Genomic DNA, 22,116 nt, shown 5'->3' with positions numbered 1-22,116 from the left:
CATTTTGAGACAATAAGATTTATAGATTTTCACAATCCTTAAGCTATGACTTAAGGCTAAAAAATATTCTTATGAACGAAGAAATTTTAATTAGTGGAAGAATGAACCCCCATATCGATCCCACACTGGGCATTTGGGGGTGGGAAATTCCTCTTTATTTATTTTTAGGAGGGTTAGCAGCTGGAATCCTATTCTTTGCGGCTCTTTATTCACTTTTAGGAAGAGAAAAAGAATTACCAACTGCAGTCAGAAAAGCAACATTCCTTGTCCCTATTATTTTAATCGTAGGCTTAGGTGTTCTATTTCTAGACTTGAAAAACAAGCTCTATTTCTGGCAACTATACACCACAATCCGTATAGAGTCACCAATGTCATGGGGTGCCTGGACACTCATGCTCATCACACCACTCTCTATAGCTTGGTGCCTTAGCTATTGGCGCGATCTTATTCCAGATTGGACATGGCAAGTCAAATACCTTGAATGGATAGAGGAATTTGTACAAAAATACCGCAAAGCTTTCGCTTGGGTCATGATTATTTCATCTGTTATTCTAGGTATTTATACAGGTATTCTTTTATCTGCCTTTAATGCGCGTCCTTTGTGGAACACCTCTATTTTAGGTCCTCTATTTCTTGTTTCTGGTTTATCAACGGGTGCAGCAACCATCATGTGGCTGTCCAAAGAAAAATTAGAACGTACCCTATTCAGCAAGATCGATTTACTATTAATTGGAATAGAAGTCTTCTTTATCATTCACCTATTTATGGGATTTATGGCCAGTAATGCGGCACAAATTGAAGCGGCTCAGCTATTCCTCGGAGGTGCTTATACTCTGCCTTTCTGGGGTGGTGTGGTTCTACTTGGTTTAGTGATTCCTGCAATTCTCGAAATTATGGAACTTAGAGGCAAACATATTCCTGTTGCTTTGCCAGCCTTACTCATTTTAATTGGAGGCTTAGTTTTCCGATTCATCATGGTTGATGCAGGCCAAATCAGTCAGTACTTATATTAGTGGTTTAGGTAAATTCAGATTTGTGATTAAAATCTGATATGTTCACAGAAAACCGTCACTTGGGTTACCACCTAATGTGCGGTTTTTTTTTATGCAGTTTCTCTGAGGGTCTCACTTTTTTGTTCACGTATTCTCGGGATCAATAAACGCCGCAACTACTATTTATTAGTTAGTCATACCCTGACACATACAGCTCCCATATAGTCAGAGCATGACAATACAGAAATAGTCATGAAAGCTATAGCTGCCCCAGATTTGTAATCTGGGCTTAAGGAATTGATGATTTTAAATCACCTAAGCTGCAAAAGGAATTCGAAATCCCAAACTCGAAATCTGAAAATAGCATATTTTAAAAGCAAGTTTATTGTGAGGGGCTCAATAAACTATGCAATTGCTATTTATAATACTAGTCATAACCTGACACATACGACTCCATTATAGTCAGAGCATGACAGCTGCAGACGATAGGGTGCAAAATCATCAGCCATAAAAAAAGCCAACAGAAAATTGATTCCATTGGCTTAGTATTTTGTGTTCTTATATTCTAGTTCTCATCTCTAAAAAAGAGCTTGTAGTAGCTCATATCACGAGCTGCATCGAATCCCTTTTCTAAGAATTTACGTTGTCCATGAATATAAACGTGGAAATTTTTATCCAATTTCAAGACTTGTTTAAAGAATCGTTGCTCTCCTTTTACCGCATCTTTATTGATACTAAAATCTGCATTAATATCACTGTCGTGTTCACCTTGGTAATAGCTTTTGTATTCGTCAAAGGCATTAACAACATCAGGTTGTTCAATCACCTCCTTTTTAAATAGATCTTCATTAAACTCCTTTTTATCCTTAAAGAAGTTAATCGATTTATTCATCAAATCAATTTGATCAGCTTTTGCAACTTCGTTCTCATCGTTGTAAACTTCCCCGATAAATCCTTTACACATCTCAAGGTAATTCTGAGTATGGTAAAAATCATCCTCACGAAGCTTTAGGTTCAAGAAATCCTCTTTCCAATAGATTGCTTCACCATTCTTATTGGTTTTATCAACGATACAAACCTTGTATCCATTTTCCTTCTCCGTATTGAAAATAAGACAACCTTTATCCAATTTCTTGATATTGATGCCACTCTCACAACCCAATTCGAAGTTTTCCTGATTCTGGTATACCTTTAGGAAAGTATCCTTATTCTCTGATTTAAAAATACCTAAAGCATCACAAACCTCACCATCGACAATACAACCAGAGAACGCAACCAAGTAAAACTCACCACCTTTAATATTAGGATGATTTGATTTATCGTAAAGGTGCATAGCAATATTTACCGATTGATCGTAGAAGCTCTCATTCTCCTCAAAAAATTCAGAAGCAAAACTAAACACCTCATTCATGTCTAATCCTTCTTCGTGCTGAAAATTGTAGAACTCTTCCTTATTAAAAGCCGATAAAAAATATTTCAATAGAATATCTCTAACATCATCATCTTCTAACTGTATGCCCTGCTTTGAAAGTTTCAAAGTCTCCTCGTGATGCTTATTACCTACATTATGAACCACTATTCGGTCCAGATTTATATCATCGAAATTAAACATGCTTACTCTTTTATTTATTCTTAATTGATTTCTTCATTAAATCTAATCATAAAAAAATGATCAGAAATAAAGTGTAAAGATACTGACTTTAATGAATGAAAAGTACACTCAAGGCATTGATAAATGTGAAAACAATTTAAATTCTAGTTTTCAATATTTACTCTTGCCGTAGTCGCCATTATATAATAGTTTTGATATGAGGATTGAACTACAGCAATAATTGGAATATCTTTATCGATTGTACGTCCCTTTGGTACACTGAATTTAAAAGTAGCCTTCCCTTTTTTTGTTTCCAACTCACTCAAAACAGTATAGGCTTTCAATGGAAAACACTTTCCATCTTGTAATTTACCAATATAGAATTGCACTTTTCTATATCTCTTCTCCATACTCAAATTTAGATGATACATATTTGATTGATTCAGAAGATTAACGTATTCCACCTTAATTTGGGGTTCTTTTTTCTGTTTTCCTGTGTTTGTAAACTCCTTCAAGCCTTTACACATCATATCATTCTCAAAAAGCATTTCAGATTTTATTTTGCCACTTTCCCAATATTTTTTTTGAGCTCCATGTTTTAATCTCTCTTTATAATTAGTAGCTCGATACAACTTGCCGCTTTTATAAAACCACTTCACCACACCATGCTTTTTTCCATCAACATAGGGAATTTCATATTGCTTTTCACCCGTTTCATAATAGCTATGACTGGTACCCACCTTCTTATTGTCCTTATATTTAACGATAGATTTCAATTTCCCACTAGGAAACTTATATCGTACTTCTCCATTAAGAGATTTCTTATCAGTAGAATCACTATTTATAACGACTGATTGATCAACAACCTCACCTTTCTGGGAAAATTTTTCCATCACATAATTACATGATGTGAAAATTAAGCTTGATAATAAGACTAGAACTAATTTCGTTTTCATGATATTATTTTGTTTTATACTTCTACAATTTCATCTAGTTTTCCATAAAGGATAAAGGCAAAAACCTGTTTAAAATTCATTTTCTCAAGTAGCTTTTTATAAGCACCAACCTGACGAATATGATCTTTTTCCTTCTTTTTACCAAACTTATAATCAATTACTATGGCTTGATCATCTTTCACAATCACTCTATCCGGCCGCAAAGTATTGCCTTCACCCAACAGAATATCACGTTCGTTAATCACTCGCCAATCTTTCGAAAACCAGGAAGCAATTTGAGGTTTCTTAAACAATTCTTCCACCATTATTCTAACCTCTTCTGATTGCGACTCATCTAATTTGCCTTCAAATTTAAGTTTAGATAAAGCCGAATCAATATCGTCAGCGTACTTAATATCTTGAAACAAACTATGCAAAATATTACCTCTATTCACCGGTGCAAAACTATCTATAGATGCCGCTTCAGAGAAATCAAAATAATCTGCTGCATGAGAACGTAATTTCAATCTATCATCAAGCATTGAAGCTGGATATTCAGTCATTAATTGCTCAACTTCATGTTCAATAACCTCTCTTTCCTTCTCAACTAACTCTCCTAATTCAAAGCATTTATTCTCATCATCCCAATAAGTATTCATATTGATGAGCTCTTTGCCACCAAAATCTGACGAATACTTGGCTGCATTCTCAAAGATATGGAATAACAGGTGACTAACTTTAGAAAATTTATCGTTTGTTGGTAAGGGAGAATAGGTAATTAAAATTTCTTCAGCTCGGGTTGTAGCAACGTAGAGCAAATTAAGATTATCGATATAGGCCTGTAGCTTTTCAGTAAAGTACTCTTTATAATAAATGGTTTGTTTTAAGTCAGATCCGTAACGAATCGGCAAGACATCAATCTTATTAAAACCTTCCAATTCTGGTTGGCACCAAAGTATTTTAGTGTGCTTCACATCATCCAAATCCCAATCACAAAAGGGTAATAGAACAGCCTTAAATTCCAAACCTTTCGATTTATGAATCGTTAGAATTCGAATGGCATCCTGATGATCAGAAACGGAGATAACTTCCTTATCCTTTCGCTCTTCCCAATAATCAACAAATGAGTTCAGATCTGGTGCATCACTACGCGAAAAACCTAGTACAAGATCTTGATAAGCTTCCAGATATGGAAAATCAGTTGAACGCTTATTCAATTGGAAAATATCAATCAACTGTTCTACTAAATCAAAAAGAGCTTGTCGCTTTAACAATGAGATATTTTCAGTGAACTCAACTGGGAAAAACCCTTTAAATATATCTTCAGAATCATCACTCTGTGCAAATATATCATCAAAATTTTCAGGCTTTATTTCTTTAAGATACAGGCTATATTCCTGTAGTAAATAAGCTAAATTAATTTTATCCTCTGGGTAAATAAAATACCTCAATAAATGGGATAGAAAACTAATAACCGAAGAATTCTTGAGATAAAGTGACTCGTTCGAAATCACATTATAGTTCACGCCTTCTATAGCTGATTCGGAGTTCCTATAAGCCATCAATTTATTAGCAATCATAGCACCTTCTCGCCCATTTCGAACTAGAATTGCCATATCTCCTGCCTGATACCCTTTAGTTTGAATCTCCTCAATTTGAGTCGGTAATAATTCTAAAACACGCTCAATCCACTTCTCTCCTTTTTCAACTTCAATCATATTGGCTTTCACATAGCCAGGGCACTTATCTTCTCCTCCAGGATATCCCTGATAAACATCAGAATAAGCATTCAGTATTCGTGCTTGCTCAACACTCAACTTATCTTCTAAGCCCTTAGGAATATCATTATTGTAATCGTTTTGCAAAGCTTGAGATGCTAAAGCATATAAAGCATTATTAAAGTTGATGACGTTCTTTGAACTTCGCCAGTTCATATCCAAGGTCATGCCATTTACTCCCTGATCTTTAAAATCCACATCCAACTGTTCAGCAAGTAACTTCCAATCTCCATTTCTCCAACGGTAAATCGACTGTTTCACATCACCCACAACCAAAGAGCGATTATCCTCAGCCAATGAATTCCCAACCAATGGTCGGAAATTTTCCCATTGCATGGAAGAGGTATCCTGGAACTCATCAATCATGAAATGCTTATACACATTCCCAATTTTCTCATAGACAAAGGGCGTATCATTGGTTCCAATAATGCTGCGAAGTAAACGAGAGGCTTCAGATAATAAAAACAGATTTTCATCCTCTGTGAAAGATTTAATCTTTTTTGATATATCTGTTAAAATCCCCAGAGTATAGATGTACTTAAGTGTTTTATCTGTGGAAAAATACAAATGGCATTCATTATTAAAGAACTCCACTGCATTTTTCAATAAATCACCTAAACCTGAGGAATATATAGATGAAACAGCAGCTTTAATATCTGGACTCGCTTTAGCTGAAGTCCATTTATCTGGATTATCGATGGCTGCTAAAACACGGGCTCCTGGCTCTACCATATCACCAGCTTGAAGCTTATAAAAATAATTAGCGAAACCCGATTTGCCATAAGCAAAATCAGCAACACTTAAACCCTGATTATCAATCAGATTTACAGCCCTCGTTCCAATTTCTTTAAGTGTATTCTCAAAGTCATCCTTAATTTGCTTCAAGCCCTTTCGGTATGCATTTAAGAAATTTTTATCAGATAGTTTTTCAATCAAAACCTGATCGAAATTCATATAATCTTCCTTAAACACCTCAGTTCCAACTTCAAGAATATCATTCTTGAAATTCCATGTCTTCCCCTCTTTTATCTTTGATTCTGCGAAGTCAGACAACCAAGAGCGTAATTGAGCATCTTCATCCACATCGAGAAACAATAGGTCTACAGCATCATTTAAAACCTTACGTTGGTCAAGCTCAATATTGAAGCCCATTTGCAAACCAATTTCTCTCGTAAATGAGCGGACTACTTTCTGAAAGAAACTATCAATTGTGGTGACGGAGAATCGGCTATAATCATGAAGCAAGCGGTTTAATATTTCTTTTGCTTTTACTTGCAAGGCATTTGCATCAAACTTATTGAGTTCCATTAACTCTTCTGCATAGGGTGATTTTTCACCTTTTGAGAGAATATAAATCTCCTTTAATATTCTTGATTTCATCTCATCAGTCGCCTTATTAGTAAAAGTTACTGCCAGAATGCTGCGATAATTCAAAGCTTCTTCGAAAACAAGCTTTAAATATTCGCGTGTGAGTGTGTAGGTTTTTCCTGATCCAGCTGACGCTCGATATATATTTAATGATGACATAGTAAATCTAATTTATCCCGAAAATACAATTTTAAGCTAGCTTAACAGTAAGAATCACGATGTTTTTTAGTTTGAAAAGTATATGCTATGAATATCTCTAAGCTATCACTTTCAATTAATTATGAATTTCACTTCAAAAAAAATGCCCCTTAAGTATCACTTAAGAGGCATTCAAAATATTTATGAGCTTATTTTTAGAACTTATACGATAGCCCTATTCCTAATATTTCTTTGAACTGTACTTTAACACCTTTGTTTACGCCATCTTTATTCACATACTCCACGTCATCATCATATACTAAAGTTGTATTGATAGAAGCTGTAAGGAATTCATTCACTTTCATGTTAATCATTAAGTCCCAATTGACATCAATGTTTCCAAAAGTATCAGAATATGATGTAAATAAGTCCAAAGTGCTCTTTACATCAACATTCTTAGCTACAGTCTTCTTATAAGTCAATTTTGACAGAGCACCAAACTCAAGTCTCATTTTATCACCTGGATCTACTCCAAAAGCCCCAGCGTCAGACAATTCGTTATCATTCACAATAGTTGTCTTGCCTGTTACAGGTGATAAATAAGCTGAGAAAGTCTCATTTGGCTTATAGTCCATACCCAGAGAAAGCAAAATATAAGCAGGTGCAAGGAAATTAGACACCTTCACATCTGGGTCACTTTCAGTTTTCCCATAGTTATATCCTTTTGCAAATTGAGATTTGAAATCTAATAAAGCTGTATAATACCATTTCTTACTTGCCTGATGTCCATATTTTGTCACAAAATCAATCTTATCGATACTTTTACGAGTACCTGCATCACCTTGTTTCAATAGGCCATACTCTAGCTTTAATGTATTATCCCAAGCATTTTTATCTCTGGTATAATTGGCAAATAAGTTCAACTGAACATTTGTAGAGATAGCATTGTCACCACCACCTGACCAATTACTTAATGAAGTTTGAGAAAAAGATAATGAAGCCATTCCTCCTTTTTTCCAATAGCTTGTGTCCTGAGTTTCTTGTGCACTAATATTAAGACTTATAAGCGCAAAGAATACGAAAAGTAAATTTCTAGTCATTGTATAGTTATTTAATTAATATTCGATATAACAGTATACAAAATTAATTTATTTTGTTTAAAGATAAGCATTTGTTTTATCGAAAAAATCGATATTGCTCTTAAGAATATTAATAAGTACATTTGCAGATTCAAAATGAAGGAGAAAAAGAAATGACAAAAAAAGTTGTAATAGGATTGTCTGGAGGAGTTGATTCAAGTGTAGCAGCCTATTTACTCAAAGAACAAGGCTATGAAGTTGAAGCTTTGTTTATGCAAAACTGGAACGATACGGTTGGCTTAAAATCAGAAGAGTGTCCTTTTGACGAGGATATTCTATTTGCACAAATGGTTGCTAAAAAATTAGATATTCCATTTCACTTTGTTGATTTAAGTACAGAATATCGAGCGAAAGTAATTGATTACATGTTCGCTGAATATGAATGTGGACGTACACCAAACCCTGATGTACTCTGTAATCGGGAAATAAAATTCGACGTATTCTTAAAGAAAGCGGTAGAGCTTGGTGCTGACTATGTAGCAACAGGACACTATTGCAGAAAAGAAACAAAGATCGTTGATGGTAAAGAGGTTTATAGCCTTTTAGCTGGTGTTGATAATAATAAAGATCAAAGTTATTTTCTATGTCAACTCTCACAAGAACAGCTTTCCAAAGCTATGTTCCCTATTGGTGACATTGAGAAGCCTGAAGTTAGAGAAATAGCTCGTAGAGCAAAACTAGCATCTGCTGAAAAGAAAGACTCACAAGGAATCTGTTTTGTTGGAAAAGTAGACTTACCTATATTTCTACAGCAAAAACTGAAGGCTAAACCTGGCGTTATTGTTGAAGTATTAGCCGAGAATGCTCACCGAATTATACCTAAATCTGAAGAATTAGCTGACTTAGCTAGACCCTATCAATTTAGAAGACATCATGGTAAGAAAGTTGGTGAACACAATGGAGCTCATTTCTTTACTGTAGGACAAAGAAAAGGTTTAAATGTTGGCGGAAAAGCTGAACCCTTATTTGTTATTGGCACTGATGTTAAGGAGAATATCATTTATACAGGTATGGGGCACTCTCATCCTCTTTTAATGCGTAAGGCTCTGTTTATTTCGAAAGAAGAAACACATTGGATTCGTCAAGATTTAATGCCAACTGAGGAGTGCGAAAGACGTTACGATATTAGAATCCGTTATCGTCAGCCACTTCAAAAAGGAACAATTTACTTTAAGAAAGAAGGCTTATATATTCTTTTCGACGAACCACAACGTGCAGTTGTTGCAGGACAATTTGCTGCCTGGTACGATGGTGATGAATTGATAGGTTCTGGTCCTATCGATGGAGAATAAATGAAAAATTCATTCAAATTATTATAATGCAAAAGGGGCTGATTCAAATGAATCAGCCCCTTTTTATATCATATCAGTCAATATATTAAGCTTCTTTTTGCTCAACCATTACAAAAGGTATGCCTACGATCGCATTATAGTCTTCTCCTGCTTCCATCATATCTTCATCATCCTCTTCGAAATACCAATTTACAGAAACATTTTTCCCTCGGTTTGAAATCGTCTCAAGTTTTCTGAAAAAGTCCAAAATGCATTTTGAAGAACTGGTATTGAAATATTCCAATTTCATCTGAACGATGGTATCAGTTTTTACTTCATGAGAATATGCTTCTACCCATTCCATGAGAGGAATGTAAAATTCTAGTGAATTTTCCGGAATTGAACGCCCTTCAAGAAGTAATTCGCCATTTTCAGCGTTAAATACGACTTTCGGAGTTTTTGAGCTGCCTTCTATTATTAAAGTATCCATAAAAGAATATCGTTATTTTTTGACTAAATTTTTACAGTTAAGACTAAGAAGAAATTCTCTCCTTTGGTTCGTTTAGAACAATACTTAAGTCTATTTCCACTTCTTCTTATCATATTGATAATGCCTAGACCGCCTCCACCTTTTTCAGAAAAATGTCTATTAGACAACACTTTTCGGTATAAGTTTTTTAGCTCTTCGGCACCTAATAAATTCGTATGATCAATATAATCTGTGAAAACCTTAAGCTTTTCAATTTTGATGAAATTGGCAGAGATGATCTTCACTCCATCTTCATTTTTTTTGAAGATTAAGCTTCCATAACTTTTAAAAGTATCTTCAATCTCGAACTTCTCACCATGATGATAAAGGTTCTGAACCAATTCGATAAGGATATTTAGAATCTTTTTTCTCTCCTTCATTGGAAAGTTTTTTTCATCCATAATCGCTTCAATCTTTTCCAGAATATCTGTTACCTGCTTAGAACCAACACTCCCTTTATAATAGAAAAGGGTGTCTTCGCTCACATTGTCGGCAAACCACTGGTTAAGGTTAAAACTCATTGAAATATCTTTATATTAAATTATCTCTTCTCAACAAATATAATAAAATAGCTAAAAGATTTATGCTGTAATACTTATCTTTCTGATTCTTTTCTACTTTTAAAGGTATCTTTCTTACTCCCAGCAAACATTGAATATTTCTGGAACTTGCATTCTAAAGGACCATTGAATAAGGTTACTTTTCTTGATGGACGCAAACCAATGCTATCAAAACATTCTTTTCCATAGCTAAGAATCCATGCATCATAACCCATAAATTGGTGCTTCAATCTTTCTCCAATCATAGAATAAAGGCCTTCTAAGTCTTTAACTTTCAAACGCTCACCGTATGGAGGATTTGTAATTAAAATACCTTTTTCTGTTGGAGGAATAAATTGTTGGAAAGGCATCACAGTCAACTTAATTTTTCTTCTCAAACCAGCGTTACGAATGTTCTCCTCAGCAATTTCCATGGCTTTATCAGAGATATCACAACCTATGATATTAGCGTCAAAATCAATTTCAGTTTCGTCATTATAAATTTCATCCCAAAGATCTTGGTCGAAATCACTCCATTTCTGGAAACCTAGTTCTTTTCGATATAAACCTACAGGAATATTGTATGCAATTAATGCAGCTTCAATCAATAAGGTTCCTGAACCACACATTGGGTCAATAAAGTTCGATTTCTTATCCCATTCTGACATAAGAATCATACCTGCAGCCATTACTTCATTAAGGGGAGCAGCAGTTTCTGCAACTCTATACCCTCTTTTGTGCAATGATTCACCAGAACTATCTAATGAAACAGTACATGTGTTTTTATCGATATGTACATTGATTCTCAATGTAGGATTGACAACACGAACCGATGGGCGATCTCCTGTTTTATCAAAAAACTGGTCAACAATAGCATCTTTAACTCGGTAAGTAACAAACTTCGAATGTTTGAAATCTTCAGAACTGATAGTACTATCAATTGAAATCGTATCTTTTAAAGATAGATACTCACTCCAGTCTATCTCCTGAATACCTTTATACACTTCATCAGTGTCTATAGCATTAAACTTGTGAATTGGCTTAATAACACGAGTCGCTGTTCTTAAGTGAAAGTTCGTTTTGTACATTAAAGCTTTATCTCCGACAAAACTTACGGCACGCTTTAATACTTTAATCTCCTCAGCTCCTAAATTTTCCAATTCCTGAACCAATACCTCCTCTAAACCTTGAAAGGTTTTTGCAATCATTCTAAACTTTACCGAATCTGTTTTCAAAACTATTGTTATTAATTATACCACTTTGAATAGCTCGCGCATCTATAAATTCTATAAACTATAGACTCCCGTTAATTTACGCTTACAAAAGTAGTCTTTAGCTTATAAAAATCAGCTATTTTTCAGTGGTTTTAAATAAAAAAAGCCGGAAAACATCCGGCTTTTCACATAAAAAGTAAATATTTACTTTAAATATTTCTCATATTCTTTAGAATTATCAAGTATTTCCAAAGCTCTATCGAGTATTTCATTTTTCTGATTCACAATCTGGTAATACTCTGCACCATCCCAAAGATCTCTAGCAATTAAAGCTTTCAGATGCACTCTCAAGTGTTCTTTTACAGCTAAATATTCTTCTTCAGTATGCTCAACCTTAGCTTCATCACCTTGTGCAACCAATTCTTTCAACATTTCATCGGTGATATGGAATTTTTTATTGAAAGTCTCAAAATCTGGATACTTTGACTTGAAGTCATCTCTATTATTATCCATAAAAGTCAAAACAAAAGGATAAAGGACATTCTTACGAGCCAATAAATTAAAGTATTTAAAATTAGCAGCCGTATCGATTGGAACAAATACGTCAGGCATAATTCCACCCCCTCCATAAACTAAGCGTTCCTTTACCAATGTTTTATATTTTAATGAATCAGCGAGATGAATACTATCCTTACTCACCATTTCACCAGACCTATAACGGTTTATAATATCCATTCTATAATCCATTAAACCATTATCGTAAGGCTTTTGGATACATCGCCCAGTTGGAGTGTAGTAGTGAGCTGTTGTTAATCGAATCATTGCCCCATCAGACAAAGGAAATTGGCGCTGAACCAAACCTTTTCCAAAAGAACGACGTCCTACAACCAAACCTCTATCCCAATCTTGAATAGCACCTGATACAATCTCTGAGGCTGAAGCTGAACCTTCATCTATAAGAACAATAACTCTTCCTTCTTTAAATGATCCAAGGTCAGTTGAAATATTATCATGACGTTTCGACTTTAAACCATCCGTAAATACAATTGACTGATTCTTATTGAACATCTGATCTACAATTTTAATCGCAGCAGTCATATATCCACCGCCATTACCTCGTAGGTCAAGAATAAGGTCTTTCATTTTTTGCTCTTTTAATTCCAACAGAGCTTCAATAAATTCTTCAGCTGTTTTAGCAGCAAATCGATTCAACTTAATATAACCGACATTCTTATTGATCATATAAGACGCATCAAGACTAAAAATTGGAATATCATCGCGAATAATCAGAAAATCAAGTAATTCTTTTTCCCCTTTACGTTGAATAGCAAGGTTCACTTTCGTGCCTTTATCACCCCGTAATTTCTTAAACACATCGGTATTTTTCATTCCAACACCGGCTACCATTTCATCATCAATTTTGATGATTCTATCGCTAGGTCTTAAACCTGCTTTTTCAGATGGACCACCAGGAATGGTTGCAACCACCATTAATGTATCTCTCAAAATATTAAATTGAATCCCTACCCCACTAAAACTTCCTTGCAAGGGTTCGTTCATGGCTTTCACTTCATCCTTACTTATATAAACTGAATGAGGATCAAGTTCTGCGAGCACCTTAATAATAGCATCTTCAGTTAACTTCTCAAGACTCACACTATCAACATAAAAAGCATCGACTAAAGCAATTAGGTTTTGGTATTTAATGGTCTGATCTCTTACTTCTTGTGCTTGAGTCTGTGAAAAACCTAAAACAAAAAAAAGTAAGAAAGCAAAAACAGATTTACTAATGGTAGAATTCATTAATCTCATATATTAATTTTATTTATTTAGACTTCGTTAAAAGTAAAACGAAAGATACAATCTTTTTGTAAAATTCACTTAAGCTATATATTGAAATATAAGGCCTTTTAGAGAAAAATAACATTTCAACTGAATTGAATTCTGTTCAAGACAAAAAAAAGAGCCATCCTAAAAGGATAGCTCTTGAAATATTATTCCCACTCAATAGTTGCAGGTGGTTTCGAACTGATGTCGTACACCACTCGATTAACACCTTTAACACCATTGATAATCTTATTTGAAATCTTAGCAAGGAATTCATATGGTAAATGTGACCAATCAGCTGTCATACCATCGGTAGAACTAACTGCACGAAGAGCAACAACTCTTTCGTAAGTTCTTTCGTCTCCCATAACACCTACAGACTGCACAGGTAATAACATTGCTCCTGCTTGCCAAACTTCGTCATATAAACCATCTTCAATCAAGCCTGAAATATAGATATGATCAACCTCTTGAAGAATACGTACTTTTTCATGAGTAATATCACCCAAGATACGAATCCCTAATCCTGGTCCTGGGAAAGGATGACGAGCTATAAATTTCTCTTCAAGTCCCATGCTTCTACCTACACGACGAACCTCGTCTTTAAATAACAACCTCAATGGCTCTACCACTTTCAGTTTCATATAGTCAGGTAATCCACCAACATTGTGATGAGATTTAATCGTTTGTGAAGGACCTCCAGTTACTGAAATAGATTCAATAACATCTGGATAAATAGTTCCTTGACCTAACCATTTTGCATTCTCAATCTTATGTGATTCTTCATCGAAAACTTCAATAAAGGCATTACCAATAATCTTACGTTTTCCTTCAGGGTCAGTAACACCAGCCATGGCTGAAATAAACTTCTCTCCTGCATCAATTCCAGTTACATTTAAGCCTAAAGTTTCGTATCTCTTCAATACATCAGTAAACTCATTCTTACGTAATAAACCGTTATCAACAAAAATACAATATAGGTTTTTACCAATTGCTTTATGCAATAACATTGCTGCTACCGTAGAATCAACACCACCTGATAAACCTAGAATTACTCTATCATCACCAAGTTTTGCTTTCAATTCTGCAACTGTCGTTTCAACAAATGCATCTGGCGTCCAGCTTTGTTCGCAACCACAAATTCCTACAATAAAGTTCTTCAACAAAATTGCTCCTTCAGTAGTATGATAAACCTCAGGGTGGAATTGAATACCGTAAGACGTTTCGCCTTCAATTGTAAAAGCAGCATTCTCAACATCAACTGTGCTAGCAATTACTTTATAATTTTCTGGCATGCGCTCAATGGTATCACCGTGTGACATCCATACTTGAGAGTCCATACTAACACCTTCTAACAATTCGTTAGTTGCATCAACAGAAGTCAAGTTAGCACGACCATATTCTCTTTTGTTAGATGCCATAACTTCCCCACCAAAGCAGTGAGCTAAATGCTGAGCACCATAACAAACACCAAGAAGTGGTAATTTGCCTTTAATCTCTGATAAATCTGGAATTGGAGCATTTTCTTCGCGAACCGAGAATGGACTTCCCGAAAGGATCACACCTTTTATACTGTCATCCAATTGAGGAGGATTGTTATAAGGGTGAATTTCGCAATAAACATTTAATTCGCGAACACGTCGAGCAATCAGCTGAGTGTACTGCGAGCCAAAGTCAAGAATCAAAATCTTTTCTTGCATAATCTTAAAAATATATGGATTGTTTAGCTTCTCTATTTGGCGTACAAAGATATACAATTCATCAGCATTAAATAATTATTGTTTCCGATTGTTATAACAAATTTTGATTAAATATGGATTCTTAAAATATTTCGGAAGTTGTGGATAAACAAAAAGCCCGTTTGCATAATATGCAAACGGGCTTTTGAAGCTTTATATATGGCTTACTTAAACTTTTTCATCAATTTCTTTACAGCATCTTTATGAACTGTAACACCCATCATCTTAAGTTTTACGTAATCTTCGTGGAAGAAATAATATCCAAATTCAGCTGATTTTTCGTCGATATTACGAGAACCAGAACTTGAGTCTTTAATTAAATACCAATCTTTTCCTGATTTATCAACATAGTAACCAATTAAGTGCATACCATGATCATCTGTTGTTGTTCCATTAGAAAAACGGAATTGACGAGCATCTTCAGTAATATATTCAGATGGAATATCGAAGGAAGGAACCATAGCACAGTTAGTTGTACGTAGGAAACCAGCTTCAGAAACATCACCACCAATACTCATTGTATAGCCGTCACGTACTGCTGACTTAATTGCTTCCATATAAACATCAAGAGGTACATTATAGTACTCTTTTGAATGCCACCAGTTATCAGGCACTTTATATTCTACTTGCTCCCAGTAAGGCTCTTGCTTATATGAAAGTAATTCGATATAATCATCAGGATTCAGTTTCAAGTAATCTTTCAAATAAGATTGAGGTGTATATTCAGTACCTTCTACAGTAAACTTAGTTGGAGGTACACCAATATAATGGTTCATAATCGACTTGATTGTTGCAATAGCCTCATCTTCATTCCAAGCACTACTTTTCTTCAAGAACTTCAAATAAGCCAACATCTCATTATACATTTTCTCATGAGTATGGAACTTACGACCATCTTTCAGTCCTGTATATTCAGACTGAGGAATAACGCCATAGGTTTTCCACATACGAGCTACTGCATTACCTTCAGAACCTTGTCCGAATTCTGAATCGCCTCTTTCTTGTACAAAACGACGAGCCTTCTCAACATACTCCCAATAAACAGTGTATAGCTCAGAAATATCAACTTTCTTTTTATGAAGACGATAAACTTCTGACTCATAAAATGATGTGGTTGAAAAACACCAGCATGTACCTGTATTTCCTTGAGAAATAGTTGGCAAAGCCCAATGCGTATTATTGGTATACAAACTAATATCTTTAGGAAGATCGTAAGATGACTGATCCATAAAGAAACGCTTATCTACTTCTTTGTTTTCTAATTTAGCATCAACATTTCTAATATCCTTAAGAATAGAGTTTTGGTAATAACCTGGCTCATACTCTTTAAAAGTTGATTTGTCTTTTTTCTGCTGAGCAAACCCCGAAGCACAAAGTGCAACAGCTACAGCTGATAATAAAATTCTTTTCATGTTGTCCTTAAGTCTGTGAATCTAAATTCAAATATTACACACAGGTGCATTTAAGAATCCAGAATCAATGATTAATAAAAGTTGGTTTTAGATTTTATCAAGAAGCTAAAGGTAACAAAAAAGGGATAGGACAGAATAATTCAATAAATGCTTTTAAACAAACGGGATTAGATATGTAAAGAAACGGTGATTACTAATAAAACCTGGTGAATCGATAACCTACCTATTAGATTTCATTGGAATCTCAAAGACACAACCATCCTCAGCAAGTTCTGTATTTGGGAATACTGCTTGCGCTTCTTTCAAATGATCAGACAAATCATGGAATCGTGCTGAAAAGTGACCTATTAGTAGTTTACCAACCTTTGCTTCATCAGCAATTTTAGCAGCTTGCTCTGCAGTTGAATGATAGGTCGATTTGGCACGCTTCTCATCATCTTTTATGAAGGTCGCTTCGTGATAAAGTAAGTCAACCTGCTTAATATTGGGTACGACTCTGGGAAAGTATGCCGTATCAGTACAAAATGCATAGCTACGTGGTGAAGAAGCTGCAAGAGTCAATTTAGAATTAGGAATCAACTCATCATCTTCAGACAAATAGTCATCTCCCATCTTAATGCCATGCCTGGCTCTTATTGGAATCTTATAAAAGTCCAACATATCTTTTCTCAAGTGTCTTGGACGCTCCTTTTCTTTAAATATAAAGCCTGCACAGGGCATTGCTCCGTGTTTTAAAGGAAATGATTGAACAATTAAGGCATCATCTTCAAAAAGAGTTTGAACCTCCTTACCAAAGATATTATGGAATATGAGCTTATAACTTAAGCGTGATTCTAAGATCTCAAGCTGAAATCGAATTATTTTCTCAAGCTTACTATGCGCATAAATATGCAAATCACATGTTCGTCCTTGTAAAGAAAAACTAGAGATAAGACCAATCAGACCAAAAAAATGATCGCCATGTAGGTGTGATATAAAGATGTGATTGATTCGAGCCATGGGTGCTCGGAATTTTTTCAATTGCATTTGTGTGCCTTCGCCACAATCAATCAAAAAAAAACGCTCAAGCACATTGAGAAGCTGTGAGGTTGGAAATCTTTTTGAGGTCGGCAATGCAGAATTGCTCCCTAAAATTGTTAATTCAAATTTCACTTACGATAAATTTATACATCATTTTAAGCTTGCAAAAAGATTACAAACTGGAAAACTCTGAGTCGAAAACACTAACGACAAATGGAATAAATAAAAAAACCGCTCAAGTGCGAGCACTTGAGCGGTTAGGAATCTTTCAGAGATCAGTAATGTAGAATTACTACCTAAGATTGTTAATTAAAATTTCACTTACGTTCAATATTAATTTTCAATTTCATCTTTCATAAAGGACTCAGCAACGCTCAAATCATCTGAAACGTTTAGTACTGTATCCAATTGTGAAATAATGATCAGTTTTTCAACTGCAGGTTGTAAACCATATAAAACAAATGTTCCATTGGCATTCTTACATAACCTATTGGCAACAAGAATGGCACTCAATCCGGATGAATCACAGTAAGTGCAAGCATCTAAATTCAAAAGAATATTCTTCTCTCCTTCAGAGAAAATCAAAACTAATTTCGATTTTAATTCAGGAGCAATATGAGTATCCAATCTTTCATTTAAAACCCGAACTAATGTGTATCCTTCTTTTTTGTCAATCTTAAAGTCCATAATCACCTCTTTAAGTATTAATTAAAGCTTACTTATCTCCTTTTTCAAGTTTAGATTTTAAAGCAGCCAATTCAGAAATATCACCTAAGGTAGTTTTTTCTAATGAATCTTTCATCTTCTTAACTCCTTTTTTCAAGTTAGACGACTCAGATTTTTTCTTTTCAGAAACTTCTGCGCGTTTAACATCTTCGAAAGTTCTTGAGTGAGAAAGGATGATACGCTTAGCAGCTTTAGAGAATTCAATTACTTTAAAAGTAAGTTTCTCGTCAACTTTAGCTTGTGATCCATCTTCTTTAACAAGGTGACGTGGAGTAGCGAATCCTTCAACACCGTAAGGAAGAGCAACAACAGCACCTTTTTCGAAAATCTCTACGATAGTACCTTCATGAGTTGAGTCAGTAGCAAAGATTGTTTCGAATACATCCCATGGATTCTCTTCCAATTGCTTATGACCTAGGCTCAATCTTCTGTTGTCTTTGTCTATTTCTAGAACTACAACTTCGATTTCAGCACCAATTTGAGTGAATTCAGCTGGATGCTTCACTTTCTTAGTCCAAGAAAGATCAGAAATGTGAATCAAACCATCAACACCTTCTTCAATCTCAACAAATACACCGAAGTTTGTGAAGTTACGAACCTTAGCAGCATGCTTAGAATTTACAGCGTACTTAGCTTCAACACCTTCCCAAGGATCTTGCTTCAATTGCTTAAGACCAAGAGACATTTTTCTTTCTTCACGATCTAAAGTAATAATCTGAGCTTCAACCTCATCTCCTACTTTCATGAAATCTTGAGCAGAACGTAAGTGCTGAGACCAAGACATTTCAGAAACGTGGATAAGACCTTCTACACCAGCAGCAATCTCAACGAATGCACCGTAATCAGCCATAACTACAACTTTACCCATTACTCTGTCGCCAACTTTCATTTCAGCGTCAAGAGCATCCCATGGATGAGGAGTAAGTTGCTTAAGACCTAAAGCGATACGTTTCTTATCATCATCGAAATCAAGAATTACAACGTTCAATTTCTGATCTAATTCAACGATTTCACTTGGATGAGAAACTCTACCCCATGATAAGTCAGTAATGTGGATCAAACCATCAACACCACCTAAGTCGATAAATACACCATAAGAAGTGATGTTTTTAACTGTTCCTTCAAGAACTTGACCTTTTTCAAGCTTAGCGATAATTTCTTTCTTCTGCTGCTCCAACTCAGCTTCAATAAGAGCTTTGTGAGATACAACAACATTTTTAAATTCGTGATTGATTTTCACAACCTTGAATTCCATAGTTTTTCCTACGTAGATATCGTAGTCACGGATAGGCTTAACATCAATTTGAGAACCTGGTAAGAAAGCTTCAATACCAAATACGTCAACGATCATACCACCTTTGGTACGACACTTGATGTAACCTTTAATAATTTCGTCGTTTTCAAGTGCAGAGTTAACACGATCCCAAGAACGTAAAGCACGTGCTTTTTTGTGTGAAAGAACTAATTGTCCTTTTTTATCTTCCTGACTTTCAACATAAACCTCAACTGTATCACCTACAGTTAATTCTTGATTGTAACGGAATTCGTTCAATGAAACGATACCATCAGATTTGTAACCAATATTGATTACAACTTCTCTTTTATTCATAGAGATAACGATACCATCGATAACCTCTTTCTCAGCAACTGTAGATAAAGTTTTATCGTACTGTGCTTCTAATTCTGCTCTGTTAGCAGTAAAACCTGCATCTTCATTCTCAAATGCATCCCAATCAAATTCCGCTTCAACAGCAGCATTTTTGTTTTCTTCAACCATACTAAATAGTTTGTTTACTAGTAAATTAGACATTATATTATTTAAATCGCTGCAAAAGTACTCATTATATTCCAAAACACAATCCAAAACACATGAGATTTTTCATCAAATCCAACACATATACATCAATATCTTTAAACACTATCAATTCCTAGTCTACAGCACCCTCCCCCCACTTTTAAGGATGACACAAGACGCTAACCAATGGGAATATAGGTCAGGAAATACATTACATCTTGAAATGAATACCATTAATCAAAGAAACTCTTTGATTAATCCAAAAAAATGAGATATTTTTGAGACTTAATTCTTGAGGGGGAATAAACAAATACTCGAAAGTCAATTACAATTAAAAGAAGAACATGAATCAATCAGATATACTAGATATTGTAAATGCTAAAGCAAACGAATGGCTTAATGGCAATTACGACGAAGACACTAAAAAATCAATCTCCGAACTAATTAAAAAGGAAGATCAATCTGATTTGATCGATTCATTTTATAAGGATTTAGAATTTGGAACAGGTGGTTTACGAGGCAAAATGGGCCCCGGTACAAATCGCATGAATATATATACGGTTGGAGCTGCAACACAAGGTCTGGCAAATTATCTAAACCAATGTTTTGCCGGTGAAGAAATCTCTATATGTATCGGATACGATTGTAGAAACAACAGCAAGCTATACTCGGACACAGTAGCTAATATTTTCTCAGCAAATGGCATAAAAGCTTATATTTTCGATGACTTAAGACCAACTCCAGAGATGTCCTTTGCAATTCGTCAACTAGGTTGTAAATCAGGTGTTATTATTACCGCATCACACAATCCTAAAGAATACAACGGCTATAAAGCTTATTGGGATGATGGATCTCAAATTGTTACACCTCATGACAAAAACATTATCGATGCGGTAAAGGCTGTTAAAGTTGATGAAATTAAATTTGAGGGTAATCCTGAACTGATTGAAGTATTGGGTGCCGAAATGGATAAGCTTTATCTAGATACAGTTAAGACACTGAGCTTATCTCCTGAATCAATTCAGAATCAGAAAGATTTAAAAATTGTATTCACACCTATACATGGCACTACAGTAAAGTTAGTACCTGATTCATTAAAGAACTACGGTTTCGAAAACATCATTCATATTCCAGAACAAGATGTTGTTGATGGTAACTTCCCTACCGTATGGTCTGCAAACCCTGAAGAGCCAGAAGCATTAAAAATGGCTATTGATAAAGCAAAGGAAGTAGATGCCGATCTAGTTATGGCTTGCGATCCTGATGGCGACCGTTTGGGAATTGCTGTTACAAATGATAAAGGCGAATGGGAAATCATCAATGGTAATCAAACAGCTCTAATATTTACTTACTACTTAATAAGGAGAAGAAGAGAACTTGGTTTGCTTACAGGAAACGATTATGTTGTAAAAACAATTGTAACTACTGAACTGTTTAAAGATGTTGCAATCAAAAATAATGTAACATGTTTTGATGCCTACACAGGTTTCAAATGGATTGCTGATGTTATCCGCAAAAACCCTGACAAGAACTACATAGGTGGTGGAGAAGAGTCATTTGGCTACATGCCTGGTGATTTTACTCGCGATAAAGATGCCGTTTCGTCGTGTAGTATAATGGCAGAAATTGCAGCTTGGGCAAAAGATCAAGGGAAAAATTTATTTGACATATTGAAGGAAATATATGTCGAATATGGCTTTTCTCGTGAAAAAATGATTTATATTGTAAGAGAAGGAATTAGCGGTTCACAAGAAATTGAGAAAATGATGCATGATTTCCGATTTAATCGTCCAGAAAGCATCAATAATTCACCCGTTGTATTGGTTAAAGATTACAGTATTAGAAAAGCGATTAACCCAATAAGTTGTGAAGAATCAGAACTTGATTTTGAAACAACGGCTGATGTTTTACAATTCTTTTTAGAAGACGGATCAAAAATTTCTGTTCGTCCATCTGGAACTGAACCCAAAATTAAATTTTATTTTGAAGTTCGTGAAGATTTAAATCAAATAGAAGATTATTATAAGACTGAGGCTATTGCAGATAAAAAAATTGAAGAAATTATTCTTTCATTGAAATTAAACTAATAAATTAGGGTAGTTT

Annotated in this window: 16 protein-coding genes; 3 read left to right on the top strand and 13 right to left on the bottom strand. The window is 34.9% G+C overall.

Going from position 1 to position 22,116, the window contains the following annotated elements; translation table 11 throughout:
- Positions 1 to 71: 71 nt before the first annotated feature.
- Complete coding sequence (gene nrfD / locus ACXR6G_RS08330) at positions 72 to 1,013, top strand: NrfD/PsrC family molybdoenzyme membrane anchor subunit (protein ID WP_458360956.1); 942 nt, start codon at positions 72 to 74, stop codon at positions 1,011 to 1,013.
- Positions 1,014 to 1,557: 544 nt separating this feature from the next.
- Here nrfD and ACXR6G_RS08325 read toward each other — a convergent pair.
- From ACXR6G_RS08325 to ACXR6G_RS08310, 4 genes are all read right to left on the bottom strand, one after another.
- Positions 1,558 to 2,604 carry a nucleoid-associated protein gene (locus ACXR6G_RS08325; protein WP_458360955.1) on the bottom strand — a complete coding sequence of 349 codons (1,047 nt, stop codon included), beginning with the start codon at positions 2,602 to 2,604 and terminating at the stop codon, positions 1,558 to 1,560.
- A gap of 143 nt (positions 2,605 to 2,747) precedes the next feature.
- Positions 2,748 to 3,539: a toxin-antitoxin system YwqK family antitoxin gene (locus tag ACXR6G_RS08320; protein WP_458360954.1), complete on the bottom strand. Its 792-nt coding sequence runs from the start codon at positions 3,537 to 3,539 to the stop codon at positions 2,748 to 2,750.
- Positions 3,540 to 3,553: 14 nt separating this feature from the next.
- The gene (locus tag ACXR6G_RS08315; RefSeq protein WP_458360953.1) at positions 3,554 to 6,823 is read right to left on the bottom strand and encodes a UvrD-helicase domain-containing protein; all 3,270 of its coding nucleotides are present in this window, start codon (positions 6,821 to 6,823) and stop codon (positions 3,554 to 3,556) included.
- Positions 6,824 to 7,017: 194 nt separating this feature from the next.
- Entirely contained in the window at positions 7,018 to 7,902 is an 885-nt protein-coding gene (locus ACXR6G_RS08310) for a DUF3078 domain-containing protein (protein ID WP_458360952.1), read from the bottom strand.
- 122 nt (positions 7,903 to 8,024) lie between these two features.
- Between ACXR6G_RS08310 and mnmA the strand changes: the two genes are divergently transcribed.
- A complete protein-coding gene (gene mnmA, locus ACXR6G_RS08305; protein WP_458360951.1) occupies positions 8,025 to 9,233 on the top strand; it encodes a tRNA 2-thiouridine(34) synthase MnmA in 1,209 nt (402 codons plus the stop codon).
- Positions 9,234 to 9,318: 85 nt separating this feature from the next.
- Here the strand turns inward: mnmA and ACXR6G_RS08300 are convergent, their stop codons facing one another.
- The 9 genes from ACXR6G_RS08300 to rpsA form a co-directional block, all read right to left on the bottom strand.
- Entirely contained in the window at positions 9,319 to 9,702 is a 384-nt protein-coding gene (locus ACXR6G_RS08300) for a DUF1987 domain-containing protein (RefSeq protein WP_458360950.1), read from the bottom strand.
- Positions 9,703 to 9,725: 23 nt separating this feature from the next.
- On the bottom strand, positions 9,726 to 10,262 hold the full coding sequence (locus ACXR6G_RS08295; protein WP_458360949.1) for a SiaB family protein kinase: 537 nt from the start codon (positions 10,260 to 10,262) through the stop codon (positions 9,726 to 9,728).
- A 74-nt stretch (positions 10,263 to 10,336) separates the two neighbouring features.
- On the bottom strand, positions 10,337 to 11,515 hold the full coding sequence (locus tag ACXR6G_RS08290) for a THUMP domain-containing class I SAM-dependent RNA methyltransferase (protein ID WP_458360948.1): 1,179 nt from the start codon (positions 11,513 to 11,515) through the stop codon (positions 10,337 to 10,339).
- 183 nt (positions 11,516 to 11,698) lie between these two features.
- Positions 11,699 to 13,306, bottom strand: coding sequence for a S41 family peptidase (locus ACXR6G_RS08285; protein WP_458360947.1), 1,608 nt, complete (start codon positions 13,304 to 13,306; stop codon positions 11,699 to 11,701).
- A 182-nt stretch (positions 13,307 to 13,488) separates the two neighbouring features.
- Positions 13,489 to 15,021: a glutamine-hydrolyzing GMP synthase gene (guaA, locus tag ACXR6G_RS08280; protein ID WP_458360946.1), complete on the bottom strand. Its 1,533-nt coding sequence runs from the start codon at positions 15,019 to 15,021 to the stop codon at positions 13,489 to 13,491.
- A gap of 203 nt (positions 15,022 to 15,224) precedes the next feature.
- On the bottom strand, positions 15,225 to 16,472 hold the full coding sequence (locus ACXR6G_RS08275) for a C1 family peptidase (RefSeq protein WP_458360945.1): 1,248 nt from the start codon (positions 16,470 to 16,472) through the stop codon (positions 15,225 to 15,227).
- Between the two features lie 219 nt (positions 16,473 to 16,691).
- Entirely contained in the window at positions 16,692 to 17,624 is a 933-nt protein-coding gene (locus ACXR6G_RS08270) for a ribonuclease Z (RefSeq protein ID WP_458360944.1), read from the bottom strand.
- A 201-nt stretch (positions 17,625 to 17,825) separates the two neighbouring features.
- On the bottom strand, positions 17,826 to 18,179 hold the full coding sequence (locus ACXR6G_RS08265) for an STAS domain-containing protein (RefSeq protein ID WP_458360943.1): 354 nt from the start codon (positions 18,177 to 18,179) through the stop codon (positions 17,826 to 17,828).
- Between the two features lie 28 nt (positions 18,180 to 18,207).
- Positions 18,208 to 20,028, bottom strand: a complete 1,821-nt coding sequence (gene rpsA, locus ACXR6G_RS08260; RefSeq protein WP_458360942.1) for a 30S ribosomal protein S1 — start codon at positions 20,026 to 20,028, stop codon at positions 18,208 to 18,210.
- Positions 20,029 to 20,357: 329 nt separating this feature from the next.
- On the opposite strand from rpsA, the gene ACXR6G_RS08255 reads away from it, so the two are divergent.
- Entirely contained in the window at positions 20,358 to 22,100 is a 1,743-nt protein-coding gene (locus ACXR6G_RS08255; protein WP_458360941.1) for a phospho-sugar mutase, read from the top strand.
- The last annotated feature ends 16 nt before the right edge of the window (positions 22,101 to 22,116 follow it).

Source organism: Ancylomarina sp. YFZ004 (assembly GCF_054254355.1).
The sequence above is the reverse complement of the archived record's forward strand: the minus strand, read 5'-3'. Positions and strand labels throughout refer to the sequence as shown.

Bases quoted from the DNA above. Each gene is read 5' to 3' on its own strand.
- nrfD (WP_458360956.1), top strand. From the start codon at position 72: ATGAACGAAGAAATTTTAATTAGTGGAAGAATGAACCCCCATATCGAT.
- ACXR6G_RS08325 (WP_458360955.1), bottom strand. From the start codon at position 2,604: ATGTTTAATTTCGATGATATAAATCTGGACCGAATAGTGGTTCATAAT.
- ACXR6G_RS08320 (WP_458360954.1), bottom strand. From the start codon at position 3,539: ATGAAAACGAAATTAGTTCTAGTCTTATTATCAAGCTTAATTTTCACA.
- ACXR6G_RS08315 (WP_458360953.1), bottom strand. From the start codon at position 6,823: ATGTCATCATTAAATATATATCGAGCGTCAGCTGGATCAGGAAAAACC.
- ACXR6G_RS08310 (WP_458360952.1), bottom strand. From the start codon at position 7,902: ATGACTAGAAATTTACTTTTCGTATTCTTTGCGCTTATAAGTCTTAAT.
- ACXR6G_RS08300 (WP_458360950.1), bottom strand. From the start codon at position 9,702: ATGGATACTTTAATAATAGAAGGCAGCTCAAAAACTCCGAAAGTCGTA.
- ACXR6G_RS08295 (WP_458360949.1), bottom strand. From the start codon at position 10,262: ATGAGTTTTAACCTTAACCAGTGGTTTGCCGACAATGTGAGCGAAGAC.
- ACXR6G_RS08285 (WP_458360947.1), bottom strand. From the start codon at position 13,306: ATGAGATTAATGAATTCTACCATTAGTAAATCTGTTTTTGCTTTCTTA.
- guaA (WP_458360946.1), bottom strand. From the start codon at position 15,021: ATGCAAGAAAAGATTTTGATTCTTGACTTTGGCTCGCAGTACACTCAG.
- ACXR6G_RS08275 (WP_458360945.1), bottom strand. From the start codon at position 16,472: ATGAAAAGAATTTTATTATCAGCTGTAGCTGTTGCACTTTGTGCTTCG.
- ACXR6G_RS08265 (WP_458360943.1), bottom strand. From the start codon at position 18,179: ATGGACTTTAAGATTGACAAAAAAGAAGGATACACATTAGTTCGGGTT.
- rpsA (WP_458360942.1), bottom strand. From the start codon at position 20,028: ATGTCTAATTTACTAGTAAACAAACTATTTAGTATGGTTGAAGAAAAC.
- ACXR6G_RS08255 (WP_458360941.1), top strand. From the start codon at position 20,358: ATGAATCAATCAGATATACTAGATATTGTAAATGCTAAAGCAAACGAA.